We start from the raw sequence: 16,068 nt of genomic DNA, 5'->3' as shown, positions 1-16,068 counted from the left end.
AGATTCGTTGCCGTTCACCTTTTCCTGCTTCAACGTGCTGGATTTCTTGACTTTCGACGGCATTCGGCTTAAGAGCCCGGCCACGCGGTGGTGTGTTTTCCACCGATCGAGCAGTGTTCTTATCGAACCGGAACGGAAACAGATTTCCCTTTGACCAATTTTGCTGACCTTGGCCTTAGCCAAAAAGTTCTCTCCGCAGTTACCGATGCGGGCTACACAATCCCGACCCCGATCCAGGCTGGTGCCATTCCCCCGGCACTCCAGCGCCGCGATATTCTCGGCATCGCGCAGACGGGAACAGGCAAGACGGCCTCCTTCGTGTTGCCGATGCTGACCCTGCTCGAAAAGGGTCGTGCACGAGCGCGCATGCCGCGCACGCTGATTCTGGAGCCGACGCGCGAACTGGCTGCCCAGGTCGCTGAGAACTTCGACAAGTACGGCAAGAACCACAAGCTCAACATCGCACTCCTGATCGGCGGCGTCTCGTTCGACGAACAGGATCGCAAGCTGGAGCGCGGCGCCGATGTGCTGATCTGCACACCCGGCCGCCTGCTCGACCATTTCGAGCGTGGCAAGCTGCTGATGAGCGGCGTCGAGATCCTGGTCATCGACGAAGCTGACCGCATGCTCGACATGGGCTTCATTCCGGATATCGAGCGCATCGCCAAGATGATCCCGTTCACGCGCCAGACGCTGTTCTTCTCGGCAACCATGCCGCCGGAGATCCAGAAGCTTGCCGACCGCTTCCTGCAGAACCCGGAACGGGTCGAAGTCGCCCGCCCGGCGTCCACAGCCCAGACGGTGACGCAGCGCTTCGTTGCGACACACGCGAAAGATTATGAAAAGCGCGCCGTGCTGCGTGACCTGATCCGCGCCCAGGACGAGCTGAAGAACGCCATCATCTTCTGCAATCGCAAGAAGGATGTCGCCGACCTCTTCCGGTCGCTTGACCGTCACGGTTTCTCGGTCGGCGCTCTGCATGGCGACATGGACCAGCGCTCGCGCATGACCATGCTTGCCAATTTCAAGGACAATAACATCAAGTTGCTGGTCGCATCCGATGTTGCTGCCCGCGGCCTTGACATCCCCGATGTCAGCCACGTCTTCAATTTCGACGTACCGATCCATGCGGAAGACTATGTTCACCGCATCGGCCGTACAGGCCGTGCCGGCCGCTCCGGCGCGTCCTTCACGCTGGTGACCAAACGCGACACGAAGTTCTCCGACGCCATCGAGAAGTTGATCGGCCAGAAGGTCGAATGGCTGAACGGCGATCTTTCGAACCTTCCCGAGCCGATGGAAAGCCACGACACCGGTCGCCGTGACCGCGGTCGCGACGGTCGCAGGGACCGTAAAAAAGATGGGGACCGTGCGCCGAGAGGCCGTTCCGATCACAAAACAGATACGGTTCGTGCCGATAGTGAGGCCGAAATCGAAGCAGTCGTGGAAAGGGTAGAATCGGTGAAACCGGCACGCAACGCAGAGACGAAGCAGGGCAACGGCCACCGTCCGGAACGTCCGGTCCGCGCGGCAAACCCTGCCAATGACGACAACCGCGATCGTCGCAATCGCCACCGTCGTGACCACGACGACGGCCCGACGCCTGTCGGCTTCGGTGACGAGATCCCTGCATTCATGCTGATTGCCGGGAAGGCCTGATCCAACCGATGGGTCGGCCGGGCATTGACTTTCCGGGCCTCGGCTGCGGACTAGCGATCATACGCGACGGCAAGCTGTTGCTGTGCAAGCGCCTGAAGGCGCCTGAAGCCGGCCACTGGAACATTGTGGGCGGCAAGGTCGACCACATGGAGCGCAGCGAGCTCGCCGCGCGCCGTGAGGCCGAAGAGGAAAGCGGCCTGTCGATCCGTTCGACCCGCTTTCTCTGCCTCAGCGAACAACTGATCGAAGCGGATCGTCAGCACTGGATCTCGATGATCTACGTGACCGACGACTTTTCGGGCGAACCGCAACTGACCGAGCCGGACAAGCTGTCCGACATCGGCTGGTACGATCTCGATGCCCTGCCCCAGCCGCTTTCGCGGTTTGCCGCCGACGCCGTCGGTGCGATTCGAGCACAGGCGAAGTTTCTGGTCGACGCCGGCTGAACCTCATTCGCCATCTCGCTTGAAGTCGATGGGTCGGCCTATTTCTTGGCCCGCAACGCCGCCTCATAGGCAAGTCTGACCCATCGCGCCATTTCCTCAGGATCGTCATACGCCTCTTCCGGGATGCTCCAGTAGGGCATCTTCACCGGCCTGCCCTTGCCGTCATAGGCCCATTGCCGGGATCCGGCCGCCTCGAAGGCTGGGGCCGTCTTGTCATCGCCCTTCAGCAGAATTTCGCCGTCGACTTCAAGCGCGAAGATGATTCCTTCGAAATAGATGCCCTTGCCGCCGAACATGCGTTTGATGGTCACCGGCCCGAGCGTTTCGAACATCTCTTCGATTGCGGCATTGTCCACGCGTTCACTCCTCCAAAATTCCGCCGGCAGCGATGATCTGCTCCGGCGTGTCGAGGTCAAGACGCGCAGCGGCGCCCAGCTCGACGTCGATCACCGGCAATCCACATCCCTCGACGATGTGCCTAGCTCCAACATCGCCAACCAGTCGGCCGATGGCGGCAAATGTCTGCCGCGGCAGGATAACCGGGTTGCCGCGCTGTCCACCGGCCGTGGCCCGGATCACTGCGCTTCCGCCTTCTGCCGCAAACGTATCGACGAGCCGGCGCAGGTCGCCCGCCGTTATCCCCGGCATGTCGGCCAGCATCACCAGCATGCCGCTCGCCCCCTGATCGAGTGCAGCAAGCCCTGATGTCAACGAGGACGCCATGCCGGAGAGATAATCGGGGTTGGAGACGAGCGTCACCGTCAGGCCACCCAGTGCCGCGCGGATCTCCACCTCCCTGTGACCGGTGACGACGATCACCCGGCCGATATCGGCTGCAAGCGCGCTGACGACGGTGCGGCGGATGAGCGGCACGCCATCGAAGGTCGCCAGCAGCTTATGGCCGCCTTCAGGGCCCATGCGACTGGCACGGCCAGCGGCCAGCACAACGGTTTCAACCGGCCGCAAGGCCTTCGGCGCAGCAGGTTCGCGCGGCTGCGGACGGGTTGGTATCTCTTTCAAGAGGCCGCCGACGCCGAGCCCCGTAATGTCATGCGGGCTTGGCCATTCGCCGGCGAGAATGCGGTCGAGCACCCAGTCGAAGCCGTTTTCGCGCGAGCTGCGCGCACAGCCCGGTGCTCCGATTACCGGCACCTTACCGACGCGGCCGAGCACGATGAGATTGCCGGGATCGACCGGCATGCCGACATGATCGACAGTGCCGCCAGCACGACGGATGGCGGCCGGAATGACATCGTCCGAATCGGCAACCGCCGAGGCACCAAAGACGACGATGAGGTCGTGGTCGGCCTTCAAATCGTCGATGGCCGCAGCCACGGCGTCTTCCATATGGGCGACGCGCCGCTCGGTCGTCAGTTGGCTTGCGGATTGCCGCAGGCGCGCGGCCAGCACCGCATGGGTCTTGTCCATGACTTGGCGCTTCAATGATGGCAACTCGGTTGCTATCAGTGCCGCGTTGCGTGCGGCGAAGGGTTTGACCTCGAAGGCAGTATGAGTACGCAACAGCGTTTCGGCCTGCTCGACGAGTGAACCTGCCAATGCAAGAGGTATGATCTTGATGGTTGCCACCATGTCGCCGGGTTGGACCGACACATGGTCTGCAAGGCAGGCGAGCGTGATGGCCGGGTCGATGCGGTTCAGCTTGTCGACGGTTTCGCGGGTGGCGACGAACAGTCCGTGTACCCGCGAATAGATGTTCACGCGGCCGGTTGCCGCTGCCGAGAACCGCAGATGGTCAGGCGCGATCGCCGCGGCGATCCGGGCCGCCGCTTCATTCTCGAGCAGATCGCCCCGATCCGGTTGGGCGACGATAATCTCGGCGATCCCTGCCTGCGCAAGTGCCGCGATATCGGCTGAGGTCAGCACGTGCCCCTTCGGCAATCGCAGATCGCCGGCCTTGACGGCATGCGCGAGCAAGACGCCTTCGGCCGCTGAAAGCTTGACGGCGCCAAATTTCATAGACGCTCCTCGCTGCCGTGCATGATATCCCGACGCCGCAGCGCTTCGATGATTTCGGCGAGGATCGCAACCGCGATCTCCGCTGGGCTCGCTGCGCCGATGTCGAGCCCGATAGGCGCCTTGACCCGCGCGATCGCGTCATCGGTCAGTCCGAGGCGCCGCAGTCGTTCGACGCGGCTTGCATGGGTCTTTCTGCTGCCAAGCGCCCCGACATAGAAACAGCCGCTGGCAAGTGCCGCCCGGATCGGTTCGTCATCGATCTTCGGATCGTGTGTGACTGCGACCATGGCCGTAAACCGATCGAACGGCCTGACCTTCAGAACGTCCTCCGGCCACTCCGCTATCAACTCGACGCCGGCAAAGCGTTCGGCGGTCGCGAAGGCAGTGCGCGGATCGACGACGGTGAGGTCGAAGCCTGCGATGGGCGCCATGCGCGCAAGCGCCTGGGAGATATGGACGGCGCCGACAATGAGGATACGCGGCGGTGGCAGGTAGACATTGAGAAAGAAGGACCGCTCAGCCGCGACGATTATTCCGGCCTTACCGGAGCGAAGTGCAGATGCCATCGCGTCAACCCATTCGTCCGGACAGCGTTCGCCTTCGACGCAAAGATGGCTCTGGCCGGTCTCAAGATCGGTGAAGGCGACAGCCGCTCGTCTATCAGCGCGCGCCGCATTTAATGCCTGAAGGGTTGTGATATCCATGGTTCAGCCATCAATCCGCTCGACAAGCACCCGGATCCGGCCGCCACAGGAAAGTCCGACGCGCCATGCCGTCTCGTCGGCAACGCCGAATTCAAGAATTCTCGGCTTTCCCGTATCAAGAATATCGGCCGCTTCGCTGATGACTGCGCCCTCGACGCATCCGCCGGAAACGGAACCTTCGAAATTGCCGGCACCGTCGATCACCAGGTGGCTGCCGACCGGCCGCGGCGCAGATCCCCAGGTTTCGATCACCGTTGCAATCGCCACCCGGCGCCCTTCGCCGACCCAGGCTTCGGCGATGGCGAGTGGATCGAGGATGTCGGTTGATGCCTGCATGTTACCTACCTCCCAGCGCGGCCTCCCAGCATTACGCGATGCTCGTTCATGAACCGTCGAGGGTCGGCCGCCCCAGACCGTTGACCCGACAGCGATTTGACCAGCTCGCCCACGGACTCAAGATTGTGCACGGCCCGGAATTCGTCAACATGCGGAAGCATCGCTTTGACGCCGCGGGCGCGCGCCTCGAAGCCGTCGAACCGCAAGAGCGGATTGAGCCAGATCAGCCGGCGGCATGAGCGGTGCAGGCGGTCGATTTCCTGCTCCAGCTCTGCCGTATCGTCGCGCTCGAGGCCATCGGTGATCAAAAGGACGATGGCACCCTGCCCCAGCACGCGTCGTGACCAGCGTCGGTTGAACTCATGCAGGGTTTCGCCGATGCGCGTGCCTCCGGACCAGTCCTTGACCGCGGAGATGCATTCGTCGAGCGCGACATCAGGGTCGCGGTTTCGCATCGGCCGCGAAACATTCGTCAGCCGCGTGCCGAAGAGGAAGGTGTGAACGCGCTGGCGCTTTTCGCTCAGGGCGTGGAGAAAATGCAGGAAGATGCGGGTGTATTGGCTCATCGACCCGGAAATATCCGCAAGCACGACCAACGGCGGATGGACGAGACGCCGCTCGCGAAAGCGTGGCAAGATCAATTCACCGCCGAAGCGCATGGCGTCGCGCATCGTCGCGCGCGGATCGATCCGGATCTGCCGCGCAGAGGCGCGGTAGCGGCGGGTCCTCACCCGGTCGAGCGGCAGCACCAGCGACGACAGCGCCCGCCTCGCCTCAGTGATTTCAGCAGCCGTCATCTGGGCGAAATCGGCCTTGCGGAAAAGCTCCCTGCCCGAGACGGTATAGCGTGCGTCGACCTCGATCTCGGGTTCGTCGCGCGGCGGCCGGGCATCGTCGTGGCCAGACATCAGCGCATCGCTGACCCGCGTCTCGCCGGCCCGTCGGCGCTGGCGCTCGCTCCCGCGTTCCGGCGCGAGCGGAGACATCATCGCGATCATCTTCTCGACGAGGCCGCGCGAACGCCAGAACAGACGAAAGGCCTCGTCAAAGACTGCCTGGTCTTCGTGGCGCTTGACGAAGATGCACTGAAGTGCCGCGTAGAACTCGTCGCGCGTGCCGATGCCGATCAGGGTGACCGCGCCGATGGCGTCGGCTATCGCTCCGGGGCCGACCTTCATCCCGGCGCGTCGCAAGGCGCGGGCAAAGAACACGATGTTGTCGGCCAGCTTTCCGTCGCCGGGCGGCATCGGCGGGAGAATGGCACCATCAGGCGGATGTTCTCCCGGCTCCATCGTCAACCTGCCGTCAGCAATTCGGCCTTGACCTCGGCGAGCAGCTTGCGCCCCTCGGCTCCGTCGATCCTGGCGATGTCGTCCTGGTATTTTAGGAGAGTGCCCAGCGTATCGGCGATCGTCTCGGGGTCGAGTGCGAGCCGGTCGAGCTCGGTCAGGGCCGTCGCCCAGTCGATCGTCTCGGCAACACCCGGGTTCTTGAAAAGATCGATCGTGCGGAGCCGCTGCACATAGGCGATGATTTCGCGCGACAGGGCTGTGTTGCAGCCCGGAACCTTGCGGCGGATGATTTCGAGTTCCTGCGCCGCCTTGGGGTAGTCGACCCAATGGTAGAGGCAACGCCGCTTCAAGGCATCGTGGATCTCGCGCGTGCGGTTGGTGGTGATGATGACAATCGGCGGTTCGGCAGCGCGGATGGTGCCCAGTTCCGGAATGGTCACCTGGAAATCCGACAGGACCTCGAGCAGAAACGCCTCGAAGGCTTCGTCGGTGCGGTCGAGTTCGTCGATCAGGAACACCGGTGCCCGTCCGCTCTCAGCCGAAATGGCCTGAAGCACCGGGCGTCGAATGAGAAATCGTTCCGAGAAGATGTCGCTTTCGACCCTGCGTCGGTCCACCGTGCCGGCCGCTTCCGACAGCCGGATCTCCAGCATCTGCGCGGGATAGTTCCACTCGTAAACGGCAGACGCGACGTCGAGCCCCTCGTAGCACTGCAGGCGGATCAAAGGCCGATCGAGGGCACGGGCGAGCACCTTGGCGACCTCGGTCTTGCCGACACCGGCCTCGCCTTCGAGAAAGAGCGGGCGTTTCATCCGGAGCGCGAGAAACAGCACCGTCGCAAGCGCCGTGCCGGCGAGATAATCCTGTGCCTCCAGCATCGCCATCGTTTCATCGATGGATTGGGGCAATTCACCTGTCGCCGGCGCCATGCATCCTCCGCCACGGCCAGTTTCAGTCATTCGTCATGATATCTGATATAAACGTCTTATATCAGCTGCTTGCAGGCATTTTCTCACGTTCTCAGCGAGAACGGATCGCCCGTCTTGAAAACCTACAGCGAGTGGTATCCGCGGTCTACATAAATGAGCGGCGGGCGCGACGGACCGAGCGAGACATCCACGACCTCGCCGAACAGCACGATATGGGTCGCGATGGTCTTGACCTCGATCAGCCGGCAATCGAAAGCGGCGGTTGCATCAACGAGGATCGGCGAACCGGTCGTCAGCTGCGTCCATTGGCCGAGCGCGAAGCGGCGATCCATGTCGAGCTGGTCACGACCGGAAAAGGCGTGGGCGAGCGCACGATGCTCGTCGCCGAGCAGGTTCAGCGCAAAGCTGCCTCCCCGCACGAAGATGTCATTGCGCGGGTTTGCAGCGTTCAGGCAGACGAGAACGGTTGGAGGGCTGTCGGAAACCGAGCAGGAGGCGGTGACCGTGACTCCGCGTCGCTCGCCGCCATCGGCAGCGGTGATGAGCTGCACGTGGCCGGCCAGGCGGCTCATCGCGTCGCGATAACTTATCGGGTCCAGTCGGGTTCTCTCCAACACATCTCTCTCCAGGCGATGTCAGGCACATATAGCCGCTGGCGGAAAATATGAAACCCGCCGGCCGGAGAATCTTGCAGATCCGCGACATGGTCATGGCGCGGATCGGATGGCCGTCGTTTCCACCTGCATCTTTTCCTTTGACGCCGGTGGCCACATCCTTAAAACATGCGGCCACTACAGCGCCGCGGATGATTGAGATCACGCCAAGGAATGCGGTAGCATTTTTAGACTCGCTGCATAATCTCTCCTTGAAACCATTCCGACCTTGGGAATTATGCAGTATCGGGGAATTGCATGCTTCGTTCGATCGTTTTGAGCCTCATCGTAGCGGGAATGGCGCAAGCTGCACCTGCCGCCGCTGCCGGCGTCAAGGTCGCTGTTGTTGCTCCCGTTGAAGGGCCGTTCGCCCTGCTCGGCAAGCAGATCATCGATGGCGCCACCTTCCAGGCAGCCGATCGCGGCAGCGAAATCGTCGTCATCCCCGAAACATGCGACGCGGCTAGTGCCGAAGCTCTGACCAAGGCGCTTCTGGCGGCCGGCGCCGAGGCGGCCATCGGCTTCCTCTGCACCGAGAGCCTCACCGCGACGCTGCCAGCGCTCGCCGAGGCCAATATACCAGCGGTGACGCTGAGCGTGCGTTCTGACATCCTGATGGAAGACGTGCTCAAGAAGAACTGGCCGCTGTTTCGCCTCGCCCCGAGCGGCAAGGCCGAATCGGCCGGCATCGTTGCTGCCATTACCGCGCGTTGGAAGGACAAGCCGATCGCCTTGATCGACGACGGCACGATCCATAGCCGCGAACTGGTCGAGAGCGTGCGCGCAGCGCTCGGCGAAATCGGACTGACACCAGTCTTTACCGACACCTATCGCCCCGCCCAGGAGCAGCAGATCAATCTCGTACGACGGCTCGTCAAGAGCGGCGCCACGCACGTCTTCACCGGCGGCGACCGACAGGATACCGCCGTGATCGCGCGCGATGCGCAGGAGGAAGGCGCAAGCCTGACCTTGCTCGGCGGCGACACGCTGAACGCAGCCGACGTGACCGTACCGCTGGCCGACGGTGTTCTGGCGCTGACGTTGCCCGATGCGGCGCAGTCTCCTGAGGGCAAGCCTGTCGCCGACGCCATGCGGTCAGCCGGCATCGAGCCCGAAGGTTATGTGCTCCAGGCATTCGGCGCCATGTCTGTTCTGGAGCAGGCCAGGGATCAAGCTGAAAAGGACGAAAAGCCGCTGACGGAGGTGCTGCTCAAGGCCCCCTACCAGACGATCCTCGGCCCGATCGCTTTCAACTCGGGGCACGAGCGCGCCGGCAACCCCTATCGATTGATGCAATGGCAGGCGGGCCGCTTCGTCCCCGTTGCCGACGCCGCCGGAGCGCAATGATGGTACCTGGGCCATATAACCTGATCACCGATGTCGCTGGCCTTTCCGTCGGCAATGCCGAAGACCATCGCTTGAAATCGGGCGTGACCGCAATCGTCTGCGATCCGCCGGCAACGGCCGCCGTCCAGGTGCTCGGCGGTGCTCCCGGCGCGCGCGAAACGGATTTGCTCGAACCGCACAACACCGTGCAGACCGTCGATGCCATCATCCTGTCCGGCGGTTCGGCCTTTGGCCTGGACGCTGCATCCGGTGCGCAGGCAGCACTCAAGGAGATGGGACGCGGCTTTGCCATCGGGCCACACCGCGTGCCGATCGTGCCGGCTGCAATCCTGTTCGACCTGATCAACGGTGGCGACAAGGACTGGGGGCAGTTCCCCCCCTACCGCGAACTTGGCTACGAGGCTGTGCGCAAAGCGGATCTGAGCTTTTCGACGGGCTCGGCAGGCGCCGGCACCGGCGCCTTGACGGCGACCTTCAAGGGTGGCCTTGGCTCCGCCTCGATCGTGCTGCCGAACGGGATCACCGTCGGCGCGCTCGTAGCCGTCAACGCACTCGGCTCGGCGACCGTCGGCGGCACCCGGCATTTCTGGGCCGCTCCCTTCGAGAAGCAGGAAGAGTTCGGTGGGCTTGGCCTGCCCCATCCCCTGCCGGCGGACGCATCCGATATCCGCACGAAACTGGCTGCCAACCTGTCGGCAGCCGCCAACACCACGATCGCGGTGATCGCGACGGATGCGGTGTTGACCAAGGCCGAGGCCAAGCGCCTGGCAATCGCGGCGCATGATGGCTTCTCGCGGGCCCTATGGCCGGCGCACACGCCGCTTGACGGTGACCTCATCTTCGCGCTTGCCACCGGCGCAAGCGGCAGAACATTGGAGCTCGCGGATTTCCTCGATCTCGGCGCAGCCGCCGCGGCGACGATGGCGCGCGCGATCGCCCGCGGCGTCCATGACGCAACACCCGCCGAAAACGATCCCGTCCCGTGCTGGTCCAGCCGCGGTTGAACCACGATTAGCAGCGCGCATGTTGTTTGCGCGGCTGCGGAGTGCTATTGCGCGGGAAACAGCCGGAGCCTCTCATGACCCATCCCATTCGCATTGCACCGTCGATCCTGGCGGCCGATTTTTCGAAGCTCGGACAGGAAGTCCGCGACGTCGTGGATGCCGGCGCGGATTGGATCCATCTCGATGTCATGGACGGGCATTTCGTGCCGAACATCACGTTTGGGCCCGACGTGATCAAGTCGTTGCGCCGCTATACCGAGGCGACCTTTGATTGCCACCTGATGATCTCGCCCGCCGACGGGTTCCTTGAAGCCTTTGCCAAGGCCGGTTGCGATATCCTGACGGTTCACGCTGAAGCCGGGCCGCACCTTCACCGTTCGCTGCAGACCGTCAGGTCGCTCGGCAAGAAGGCCGGCGTTTCGCTCAATCCGGCAACGCCCGAAAGCGCCATCGAATATGTGCTCGACACCGTGGACTTGGTACTGGTGATGACGGTCAACCCGGGTTTCGGCGGCCAGAAATTCATCGACGCGACGGCGGAAAAGATCCGCCGGATCAAGGCGATGATCGGCGATCGGCCAATCGAGATCGAAGTCGACGGCGGCATCGCCCCTGAAACGGCAGCGATTGCGGCCGGCGCCGGCGCAAATGTGCTCGTCGCCGGTTCGGCAATCTTCAAGGGTGGTTCGGTCGATGCCTATCGCTCTGCCATCCAGGCGATCCGCACCCCCGCCGAAAAGGCCCGCTAATGGCGCACCTGGCGACGTCAGGGCTGCTTCTCGGGGTGGCTGCGCTTATGGCGTCACAGGCATCGGCCGGTGACTATGCTGCATTCCAGCCGATCGGCTTTTCCTCCGACGGCAATGTTTTTGCGTTCGAGGAGTATGGCGTCCAGGACGGCTCGGGTTTCCCGTATTCTACGATCTACGTCGTCGATACGCGCAACGACACCTTTCTGCCGGGCGCGCCGGTGCGCGCAGTCGGTCGCGAGGATGGCGCTCCGCTGCACCGGACGAGACACGAGGCGCATCGCCGCGCCGCGCCCTTGATCGATGCCTACAGGCTTGCCGATGCGCCGGGACTGCTCGCTGCCTACAATCCGATTACCGAAGCCAATGCAGCGCCGCTGGCCCTTACCTACGATGCCTTTGCCGCAGACGATGCCTTCCGTGAGACCTACGGCCTGACACTCGAGGAAAAAAGCTTCGAGCCGGAAGGGCTGTGCAAAGATTTCCTGAAAGAGGTCAAAGGCTTCCGCCTGTCGATGACGATGAAGGCCGGCAAGCCGGCAAGTGACGTGCTGCAGGACGACGCTCGTGTGCCGGAAAGCCGCCGTTGCCCGACCGGTTATCGCATCGGCGGCGCAGTGACGCACATGAACGACGATGGCACGCAAACCCATGTCGTGATGGTGCTGGTCAAATCGCTCGGCTTCGAGGGCACGACCGACGGACGATGGATTGCGGTTCCGACCCGGATCGCAAGATGAATGAAACGGGCGCCGGGGCGAAATCAGCTTATGCTTCCGCGCCCGCCCTGAAGCGCTCGCGATTCGTACGGGCGTTCCCGTCCGCGCCTGAACTTGTGTTGGGCGCGCCGGCCTGGGGGCTGGTGACGGCCGCTTCCGCCTGGTTTGCGCTCTGGTTTCGCGAGAGCACCCTAACCTTCCATCTGGCGGAATTGCTCGTGATGTATGGTCTCGGTGCCATGCTGGCCTGGCCGCCTGCACTGTTCCTGGCGCGTTTCGCCACGCTTGGCCGTCCTGCCGAAACCCGGTTTGCGGCCTATCTCTTGTGCCTGTCGCTCGGCACGATCGCCGTGACGGCCATGCTGTTTGCGCTCGATTATCGCTTGTTTTACGCCCGCTGGCACGCCGATACCGGCACCCGGGCCTGGTTCTACCAGTTCGCCTTTACCTCGCTTGTCGCCTTCTACCAGTTCCTGGTGCTGGGCATTCGGCTCTATCTTCCGGTCGGCGGCGTGGCACTTCTGGCCGTCAGCCTGTGGCTTGCGGGGGCTGAGGGCCGTCAACAACGTTGAGCTTGCCGGGCATCTTTGCTAGAGGCACAGCCATCCTCCACTGATGACGAAAGCTGAGAGCCCATGATCCCCCGTTATTCCCGACCGGAAATGGTGGCCATCTGGTCGCCGGAAACCAAGTTCCGCATCTGGTTCGAGATCGAGGCCCATGCCTGCGATGCGCTGGCCGAAATCGGCGTGATCCCGAAAGATGCCGCAAAGACGATCTGGGAAAAGGGTGGCGCCGCCACGTTCGACGTCGATCGTATCGACGAAATCGAAGCCGTCACCAAGCACGACGTCATTGCGTTCCTGACGCATCTGGCAGAGTTCGTCGGCCCCGACAGCCGCTTCATCCACCAGGGCATGACGTCCTCCGACGTGCTCGACACCTGCTTCAACGTGCAGCTGGTACGGGCAACCGACCTTCTGCTTGCCGATATGGACAAGCTGCTGGAAGCGCTGAAGCGTCGCGCCTTCGAACACAAGGATACGGTGACGATCGGCCGCTCGCACGGCATCCACGCCGAACCGACGACCTTCGGCGTCAAGCTGGCGCTGGCCTATGCCGAGTTCGATCGCTGCAAGCAGCGTCTTATCGCAGCCCGCGAAGAAGTTGCGACCTGCGCTATCTCCGGCGCCGTCGGCACCTTCGCCAATATCGACCCGCGCGTCGAGGAACACGTCGCCAAGGCGCTTGGGCTGAAGCCAGAGCCGGTCTCCACCCAGGTGATCCCGCGCGACCGCCACGCGATGTATTTCGCCACCCTTGGCGTCGTCGCCTCGTCGATCGAGCGCCTGGCCACCGAAATCCGCCACCTGCAGCGCACGGAAGTCCTCGAAGCTGAGGAATACTTCTCGCCGGGCCAGAAGGGCTCGTCGGCCATGCCGCACAAGCGCAATCCGGTGCTGACGGAAAACCTCACGGGTCTTGCCCGCATGGTCCGCGCTTTCGCCATTCCTGCGATGGAAAACGTCGCGCTCTGGCACGAGCGCGATATCTCGCATTCCTCGGTCGAGCGCATGATCGGCCCGGATGCGACGGTAACGCTCGACTTCGCGCTGGCCCGCTTGACCGGCGTGATCGACAAGCTGCTCGTCTATCCCGACAACATGACCAAGAACATGAACAAGTTCCGCGGTCTCGTTCACTCGCAGCGCGTCCTGCTCGCATTGACGCAGGCCGGCGTGTCGCGTGAGGATGCCTATCGCCTCGTCCAGCGCAACGCGATGAAGGTCTGGGAACAGGGCAAGGACTTCCTGGAGGAGTTGCTTGCCGATGCCGAGGTTCGCGCGGCCCTGTCGGAAGCTGACATCCGCGAAAAGTTCGATCTGGGTTACCACACCAAACGCGTCGACACGATCTTCAGCCGGGTCTTTGGCTAATGCATAATTCCTTAAATCGGAATCGATTTAAGGGAAAAATTATGCAGCAATTCAAAGTGTTACAGCGACCTTGGCGCGTCTTAAAAGACGCGCGGCGCTGTAAGCATTTCGCACAAACGTGTGCGGCGGTTTTGCGGTGACGACATGCCCAAGAAATAAAAGCCGGGCGCGATAGCCGCCCGGTTCGTGCCAGAACGAAGCACGTTTCTGTTGTAATGCGCCATAATGCCCGCATTTGACGCAGTCTGATCAAATGCGGGCATTTTTGTTAGCAAGGAATTCAATCATTGCGTGAGATGGTCGATCCTGAGCAATTCAGATCGAGGGTTCACATGGCCTACAAGGACAGTGTTCAGCGCACGGCTGCGCGCACGCAGACGAAGATTACCGGGACGGTCACCTGCAAGACGGGCGCGAGCAACGGTATCGTCACGGATCTTTCCGCTGAAGGCATCTGCTTTCAGCTTTATTTCGACATCAACGCCCGCACCGGACAGGAAGTAACGATCCGCAGCGAAGAACTCGGATTTCTGACCGGAATGGTGCGCTGGTATCGCGGTGACAAGATCGGCATCAAGCTCAATCTTTCGTCCAACACCGCTGCCCAGATTTCGTCCTACTACAAGTATTTCAAGTAGTTCGAGCGATCATCGCAAGAAGAAGCGGCCAGCCTCGCGAAGGCTGGCCGTTTTGTCGTTATCGCCTGCGGCTGCGTGGATCCGGCTCGATCATCTTGCGATACATATGCCACGTCGCGTGACCGAGGATAGGCATGATCACGGCGAGACCAACGAAGACCGGGATAGAGCCGATCAGCAGGCCAGCGGCAATGATAAATCCCCAGAAGGCGACCGGTATCGGATTGACGAGTGTTGCGCGGATCGACGTTTCGACCGCGGCCACGGCGCCGACGTCACGATCGATCAGCAACGGGAACGACACCACGCTGATCGACAGCACGATGACGGCGAAAACGAACCCTACGGCATTGCCGACCAGGATCAGGTTCCAGCCCTGTTCCGTGTTGACGATGCCATTCCAGAAGGCGGCAATCGATGCCGGCGGTTCGGCGCCGAACATCCTGACATAGAGAGCCTGTGCCACCAGCAGCCAGGCGATGAAGATGAAGAACAGCATCGCCGCGACGGCCAGGATGGAGGGCAGCGCCCGAGAACGATGCAGTCGGAAGGCGTGAGGCCAGGACGTATCCATGCCGAGTTCGCGACGCCTGCTGATTTCATAAAGCCCGATGGCCGCAACCGGTCCGACAAGGGCAAAGCCCGATGCGAGCGGATAAAGCAGCGGCAGCATGTTGGCGCCTGCACTCCAGGTCATCAGGACGGCGCCGGCGATGGGATAGATCAAGCAGAGAAAAACATAGTGAGACGGCTTTTCGCGAAAGTCGCTGAACCCGAGGCGTAACGCGTCCATCACGTCAGCCAGGCCGATCTTTCGTATTCCGGGATGGGCGGCACTCGCGTCCGATCCCGACAGAACATGGAATGTTGTCATGGCTCACACTCCTCAACCACTACAGAGCGGCCACGGACCAGCGACAACGGCAAAACTCGAGCCGCATCGACCGCGACCTGCATTGGCGATTATACATAAAATGCAGGCTCTGTCGCCTACGCCTTGACTTCGACGAGTTTCGACGCCACATCGCGGCCATTATGAAACTTTCCGACGCCCATATCCTGATCGTTCCCGGCTACACCAATTCTGGTCCCGACCATTGGCAGTCCCGCTGGGAGAGAAAGATGTCCACGGCTCGCCGCGTGGAGCAGGCCGAATGGGCCAAGCCAGTGCGCGAGGATTGGGTGGCGCGCATGATCGAGGAGGTCAATGCCGCCGAAAAGCCGGTCGTCATCGTCGCTCACTCGCTCGGCGTTGCGACTGCGGTCCATGCCCTGCCCCACATCGAAAAGAAGATCGCCGGCGCCTTCCTGGTCGCCCCGCCGGATGTGGCCAATGCCGCGATCCGGCCGAAGCACCTGATGACCTTCGGGCCATATCCGCGCGATCCGCTGCCGTTTCCGTCGCTCATGGTCGCAAGCCGCAACGATCCGTTTGGCTCCTATGAGCATGCCGACGAGATCGCCAAATCCTGGGGGGCCCTGCTGGTGGACGCCGGGCAATCCGGCCATCTCAACACCGAGTCCGGACACGGCCCGTGGCCGGAGGGCACGATGGTCTTCGCGCAGTTTCTCAGCCGCCTGCAGCCCTGATCGCCCTGCTAACAAGACGACTCGGCATTAATCCGAAGTTCATGGTCCGCGATCATCATCTACCGGCAACAAATGCTGGATCGTGGGA

At 62.4% G+C, this 16,068-nt stretch carries 18 protein-coding genes; 10 read left to right on the top strand and 8 right to left on the bottom strand.

Features of this window, described 5'->3' with window-relative positions; all coding sequences use genetic code 11:
• Nucleotides 1-150 precede the first annotated feature (150 nt).
• Nucleotides 151-1,659 carry a DEAD/DEAH box helicase gene (locus tag BC363_RS26300; RefSeq protein ID WP_065780222.1) on the top strand — a complete coding sequence of 503 codons (1,509 nt, stop codon included), beginning with the start codon at nucleotides 151-153 and terminating at the stop codon, nucleotides 1,657-1,659.
• 8 nt (nucleotides 1,660-1,667) lie between these two features.
• Nucleotides 1,668-2,105 carry an NUDIX domain-containing protein gene (locus tag BC363_RS26295; protein ID WP_065780220.1) on the top strand — a complete coding sequence of 146 codons (438 nt, stop codon included), beginning with the start codon at nucleotides 1,668-1,670 and terminating at the stop codon, nucleotides 2,103-2,105.
• 38 nt (nucleotides 2,106-2,143) lie between these two features.
• Here the strand turns inward: BC363_RS26295 and BC363_RS26290 are convergent, their stop codons facing one another.
• From BC363_RS26290 to BC363_RS26260, 7 genes are all read right to left on the bottom strand, one after another.
• Nucleotides 2,144-2,461, bottom strand: coding sequence for a TfoX/Sxy family protein (locus BC363_RS26290; RefSeq protein WP_065780217.1), 318 nt, complete (start codon nucleotides 2,459-2,461; stop codon nucleotides 2,144-2,146).
• Between the two features lie 4 nt (nucleotides 2,462-2,465).
• Entirely contained in the window at nucleotides 2,466-4,082 is a 1,617-nt protein-coding gene (locus tag BC363_RS26285; RefSeq protein WP_065780215.1) for an NTP transferase domain-containing protein, read from the bottom strand.
• On the bottom strand, nucleotides 4,079-4,786 hold the full coding sequence (locus BC363_RS26280) for an XdhC family protein (RefSeq protein WP_065780213.1): 708 nt from the start codon (nucleotides 4,784-4,786) through the stop codon (nucleotides 4,079-4,081). Before BC363_RS26280 ends, BC363_RS26285 begins: the two co-directional genes overlap by 4 nt.
• Nucleotides 4,787-4,789: 3 nt before the next feature.
• The gene (locus BC363_RS26275; RefSeq protein WP_065780211.1) at nucleotides 4,790-5,122 is read right to left on the bottom strand and encodes an XdhC family protein; all 333 of its coding nucleotides are present in this window, start codon (nucleotides 5,120-5,122) and stop codon (nucleotides 4,790-4,792) included.
• Between the two features lie 5 nt (nucleotides 5,123-5,127).
• Nucleotides 5,128-6,414 (bottom strand): VWA domain-containing protein, encoded by a 1,287-nt coding sequence (locus BC363_RS26270; protein WP_202618620.1) that lies wholly within the window; start codon nucleotides 6,412-6,414, stop codon nucleotides 5,128-5,130.
• A gap of 2 nt (nucleotides 6,415-6,416) precedes the next feature.
• Nucleotides 6,417-7,343: a MoxR family ATPase gene (locus BC363_RS26265; protein WP_065780209.1), complete on the bottom strand. Its 927-nt coding sequence runs from the start codon at nucleotides 7,341-7,343 to the stop codon at nucleotides 6,417-6,419.
• Nucleotides 7,344-7,465: 122 nt separating this feature from the next.
• A complete protein-coding gene (locus BC363_RS26260) occupies nucleotides 7,466-7,915 on the bottom strand; it encodes a flavin reductase family protein (protein WP_139109964.1) in 450 nt (149 codons plus the stop codon).
• Between the two features lie 339 nt (nucleotides 7,916-8,254).
• Here BC363_RS26260 and BC363_RS26255 point away from each other — a divergent pair, with 339 nt between their 5' ends.
• The 7 genes from BC363_RS26255 (at nucleotide 8,255) to BC363_RS26225 (ending at nucleotide 14,390) form a co-directional block, all read left to right on the top strand.
• Complete coding sequence (locus BC363_RS26255) at nucleotides 8,255-9,343, top strand: branched-chain amino acid ABC transporter substrate-binding protein (RefSeq protein WP_065780205.1); 1,089 nt, start codon at nucleotides 8,255-8,257, stop codon at nucleotides 9,341-9,343.
• Nucleotides 9,343-10,347: a P1 family peptidase gene (locus tag BC363_RS26250; RefSeq protein ID WP_141690436.1), complete on the top strand. Its 1,005-nt coding sequence runs from the start codon at nucleotides 9,343-9,345 to the stop codon at nucleotides 10,345-10,347. The genes BC363_RS26255 and BC363_RS26250 overlap by 1 nt, the downstream gene beginning before the upstream one ends.
• Nucleotides 10,348-10,421: 74 nt before the next feature.
• The gene (rpe, locus tag BC363_RS26245; protein ID WP_065780201.1) at nucleotides 10,422-11,096 is read left to right on the top strand and encodes a ribulose-phosphate 3-epimerase; all 675 of its coding nucleotides are present in this window, start codon (nucleotides 10,422-10,424) and stop codon (nucleotides 11,094-11,096) included.
• Nucleotides 11,097-11,143: 47 nt separating this feature from the next.
• On the top strand, nucleotides 11,144-11,836 hold the full coding sequence (locus BC363_RS26240) for a DUF2259 domain-containing protein (protein ID WP_244519951.1): 693 nt from the start codon (nucleotides 11,144-11,146) through the stop codon (nucleotides 11,834-11,836).
• On the top strand, nucleotides 11,833-12,387 hold the full coding sequence (locus BC363_RS26235; protein ID WP_065780370.1) for a hypothetical protein: 555 nt from the start codon (nucleotides 11,833-11,835) through the stop codon (nucleotides 12,385-12,387). The genes BC363_RS26240 and BC363_RS26235 overlap by 4 nt, the downstream gene beginning before the upstream one ends.
• A 63-nt stretch (nucleotides 12,388-12,450) precedes the next feature.
• Nucleotides 12,451-13,752 (top strand): adenylosuccinate lyase, encoded by a 1,302-nt coding sequence (purB, locus tag BC363_RS26230; RefSeq protein WP_065780196.1) that lies wholly within the window; start codon nucleotides 12,451-12,453, stop codon nucleotides 13,750-13,752.
• A gap of 332 nt (nucleotides 13,753-14,084) precedes the next feature.
• Complete coding sequence (locus BC363_RS26225) at nucleotides 14,085-14,390, top strand: PilZ domain-containing protein (protein WP_053247501.1); 306 nt, start codon at nucleotides 14,085-14,087, stop codon at nucleotides 14,388-14,390.
• Nucleotides 14,391-14,448: 58 nt separating this feature from the next.
• On the opposite strand, the gene BC363_RS26220 is transcribed toward BC363_RS26225, so the two are convergent.
• Complete coding sequence (locus BC363_RS26220; protein WP_065780194.1) at nucleotides 14,449-15,264, bottom strand: DUF2189 domain-containing protein; 816 nt, start codon at nucleotides 15,262-15,264, stop codon at nucleotides 14,449-14,451.
• Nucleotides 15,265-15,425: 161 nt separating this feature from the next.
• Here BC363_RS26220 and BC363_RS26215 point away from each other — a divergent pair, with 161 nt between their 5' ends.
• A complete protein-coding gene (locus BC363_RS26215; RefSeq protein ID WP_065780192.1) occupies nucleotides 15,426-15,980 on the top strand; it encodes an alpha/beta hydrolase in 555 nt (184 codons plus the stop codon).
• The last annotated feature ends 88 nt before the right edge of the window (nucleotides 15,981-16,068 follow it).

It is taken from the genome of Ensifer sp. LC384 (assembly GCF_001695865.1).
In the GTDB taxonomy this organism is placed as follows: Bacteria; Pseudomonadota; Alphaproteobacteria; order Rhizobiales; family Rhizobiaceae; genus Ensifer.
Note: the sequence above shows the minus strand (reverse complement) of the source record. Positions and strands in the feature narration are given on the sequence as shown.

Coding starts and splice junctions, on each gene's coding strand:
- BC363_RS26295 (WP_065780220.1), top strand. CDS start 1,668: ATGGGTCGGCCGGGCATTGACTTTCCGGGCCTCGGCTGCGGACTAGCG.
- BC363_RS26285 (WP_065780215.1), bottom strand. CDS start 4,082: ATGAAATTTGGCGCCGTCAAGCTTTCAGCGGCCGAAGGCGTCTTGCTC.
- BC363_RS26280 (WP_065780213.1), bottom strand. CDS start 4,786: ATGGATATCACAACCCTTCAGGCATTAAATGCGGCGCGCGCTGATAGA.
- BC363_RS26275 (WP_065780211.1), bottom strand. CDS start 5,122: ATGCAGGCATCAACCGACATCCTCGATCCACTCGCCATCGCCGAAGCC.
- BC363_RS26270 (WP_202618620.1), bottom strand. CDS start 6,414: ATGGAGCCGGGAGAACATCCGCCTGATGGTGCCATTCTCCCGCCGATG.
- BC363_RS26265 (WP_065780209.1), bottom strand. CDS start 7,343: ATGGCGCCGGCGACAGGTGAATTGCCCCAATCCATCGATGAAACGATG.
- BC363_RS26260 (WP_139109964.1), bottom strand. CDS start 7,915: ATGAGCCGCCTGGCCGGCCACGTGCAGCTCATCACCGCTGCCGATGGC.
- BC363_RS26255 (WP_065780205.1), top strand. CDS start 8,255: ATGCTTCGTTCGATCGTTTTGAGCCTCATCGTAGCGGGAATGGCGCAA.
- BC363_RS26250 (WP_141690436.1), top strand. CDS start 9,343: ATGGTACCTGGGCCATATAACCTGATCACCGATGTCGCTGGCCTTTCC.
- rpe (WP_065780201.1), top strand. CDS start 10,422: ATGACCCATCCCATTCGCATTGCACCGTCGATCCTGGCGGCCGATTTT.
- BC363_RS26240 (WP_244519951.1), top strand. CDS start 11,144: ATGGCGTCACAGGCATCGGCCGGTGACTATGCTGCATTCCAGCCGATC.
- BC363_RS26235 (WP_065780370.1), top strand. CDS start 11,833: ATGAATGAAACGGGCGCCGGGGCGAAATCAGCTTATGCTTCCGCGCCC.
- purB (WP_065780196.1), top strand. CDS start 12,451: ATGATCCCCCGTTATTCCCGACCGGAAATGGTGGCCATCTGGTCGCCG.
- BC363_RS26225 (WP_053247501.1), top strand. CDS start 14,085: ATGGCCTACAAGGACAGTGTTCAGCGCACGGCTGCGCGCACGCAGACG.
- BC363_RS26220 (WP_065780194.1), bottom strand. CDS start 15,264: ATGACAACATTCCATGTTCTGTCGGGATCGGACGCGAGTGCCGCCCAT.
- BC363_RS26215 (WP_065780192.1), top strand. CDS start 15,426: ATGAAACTTTCCGACGCCCATATCCTGATCGTTCCCGGCTACACCAAT.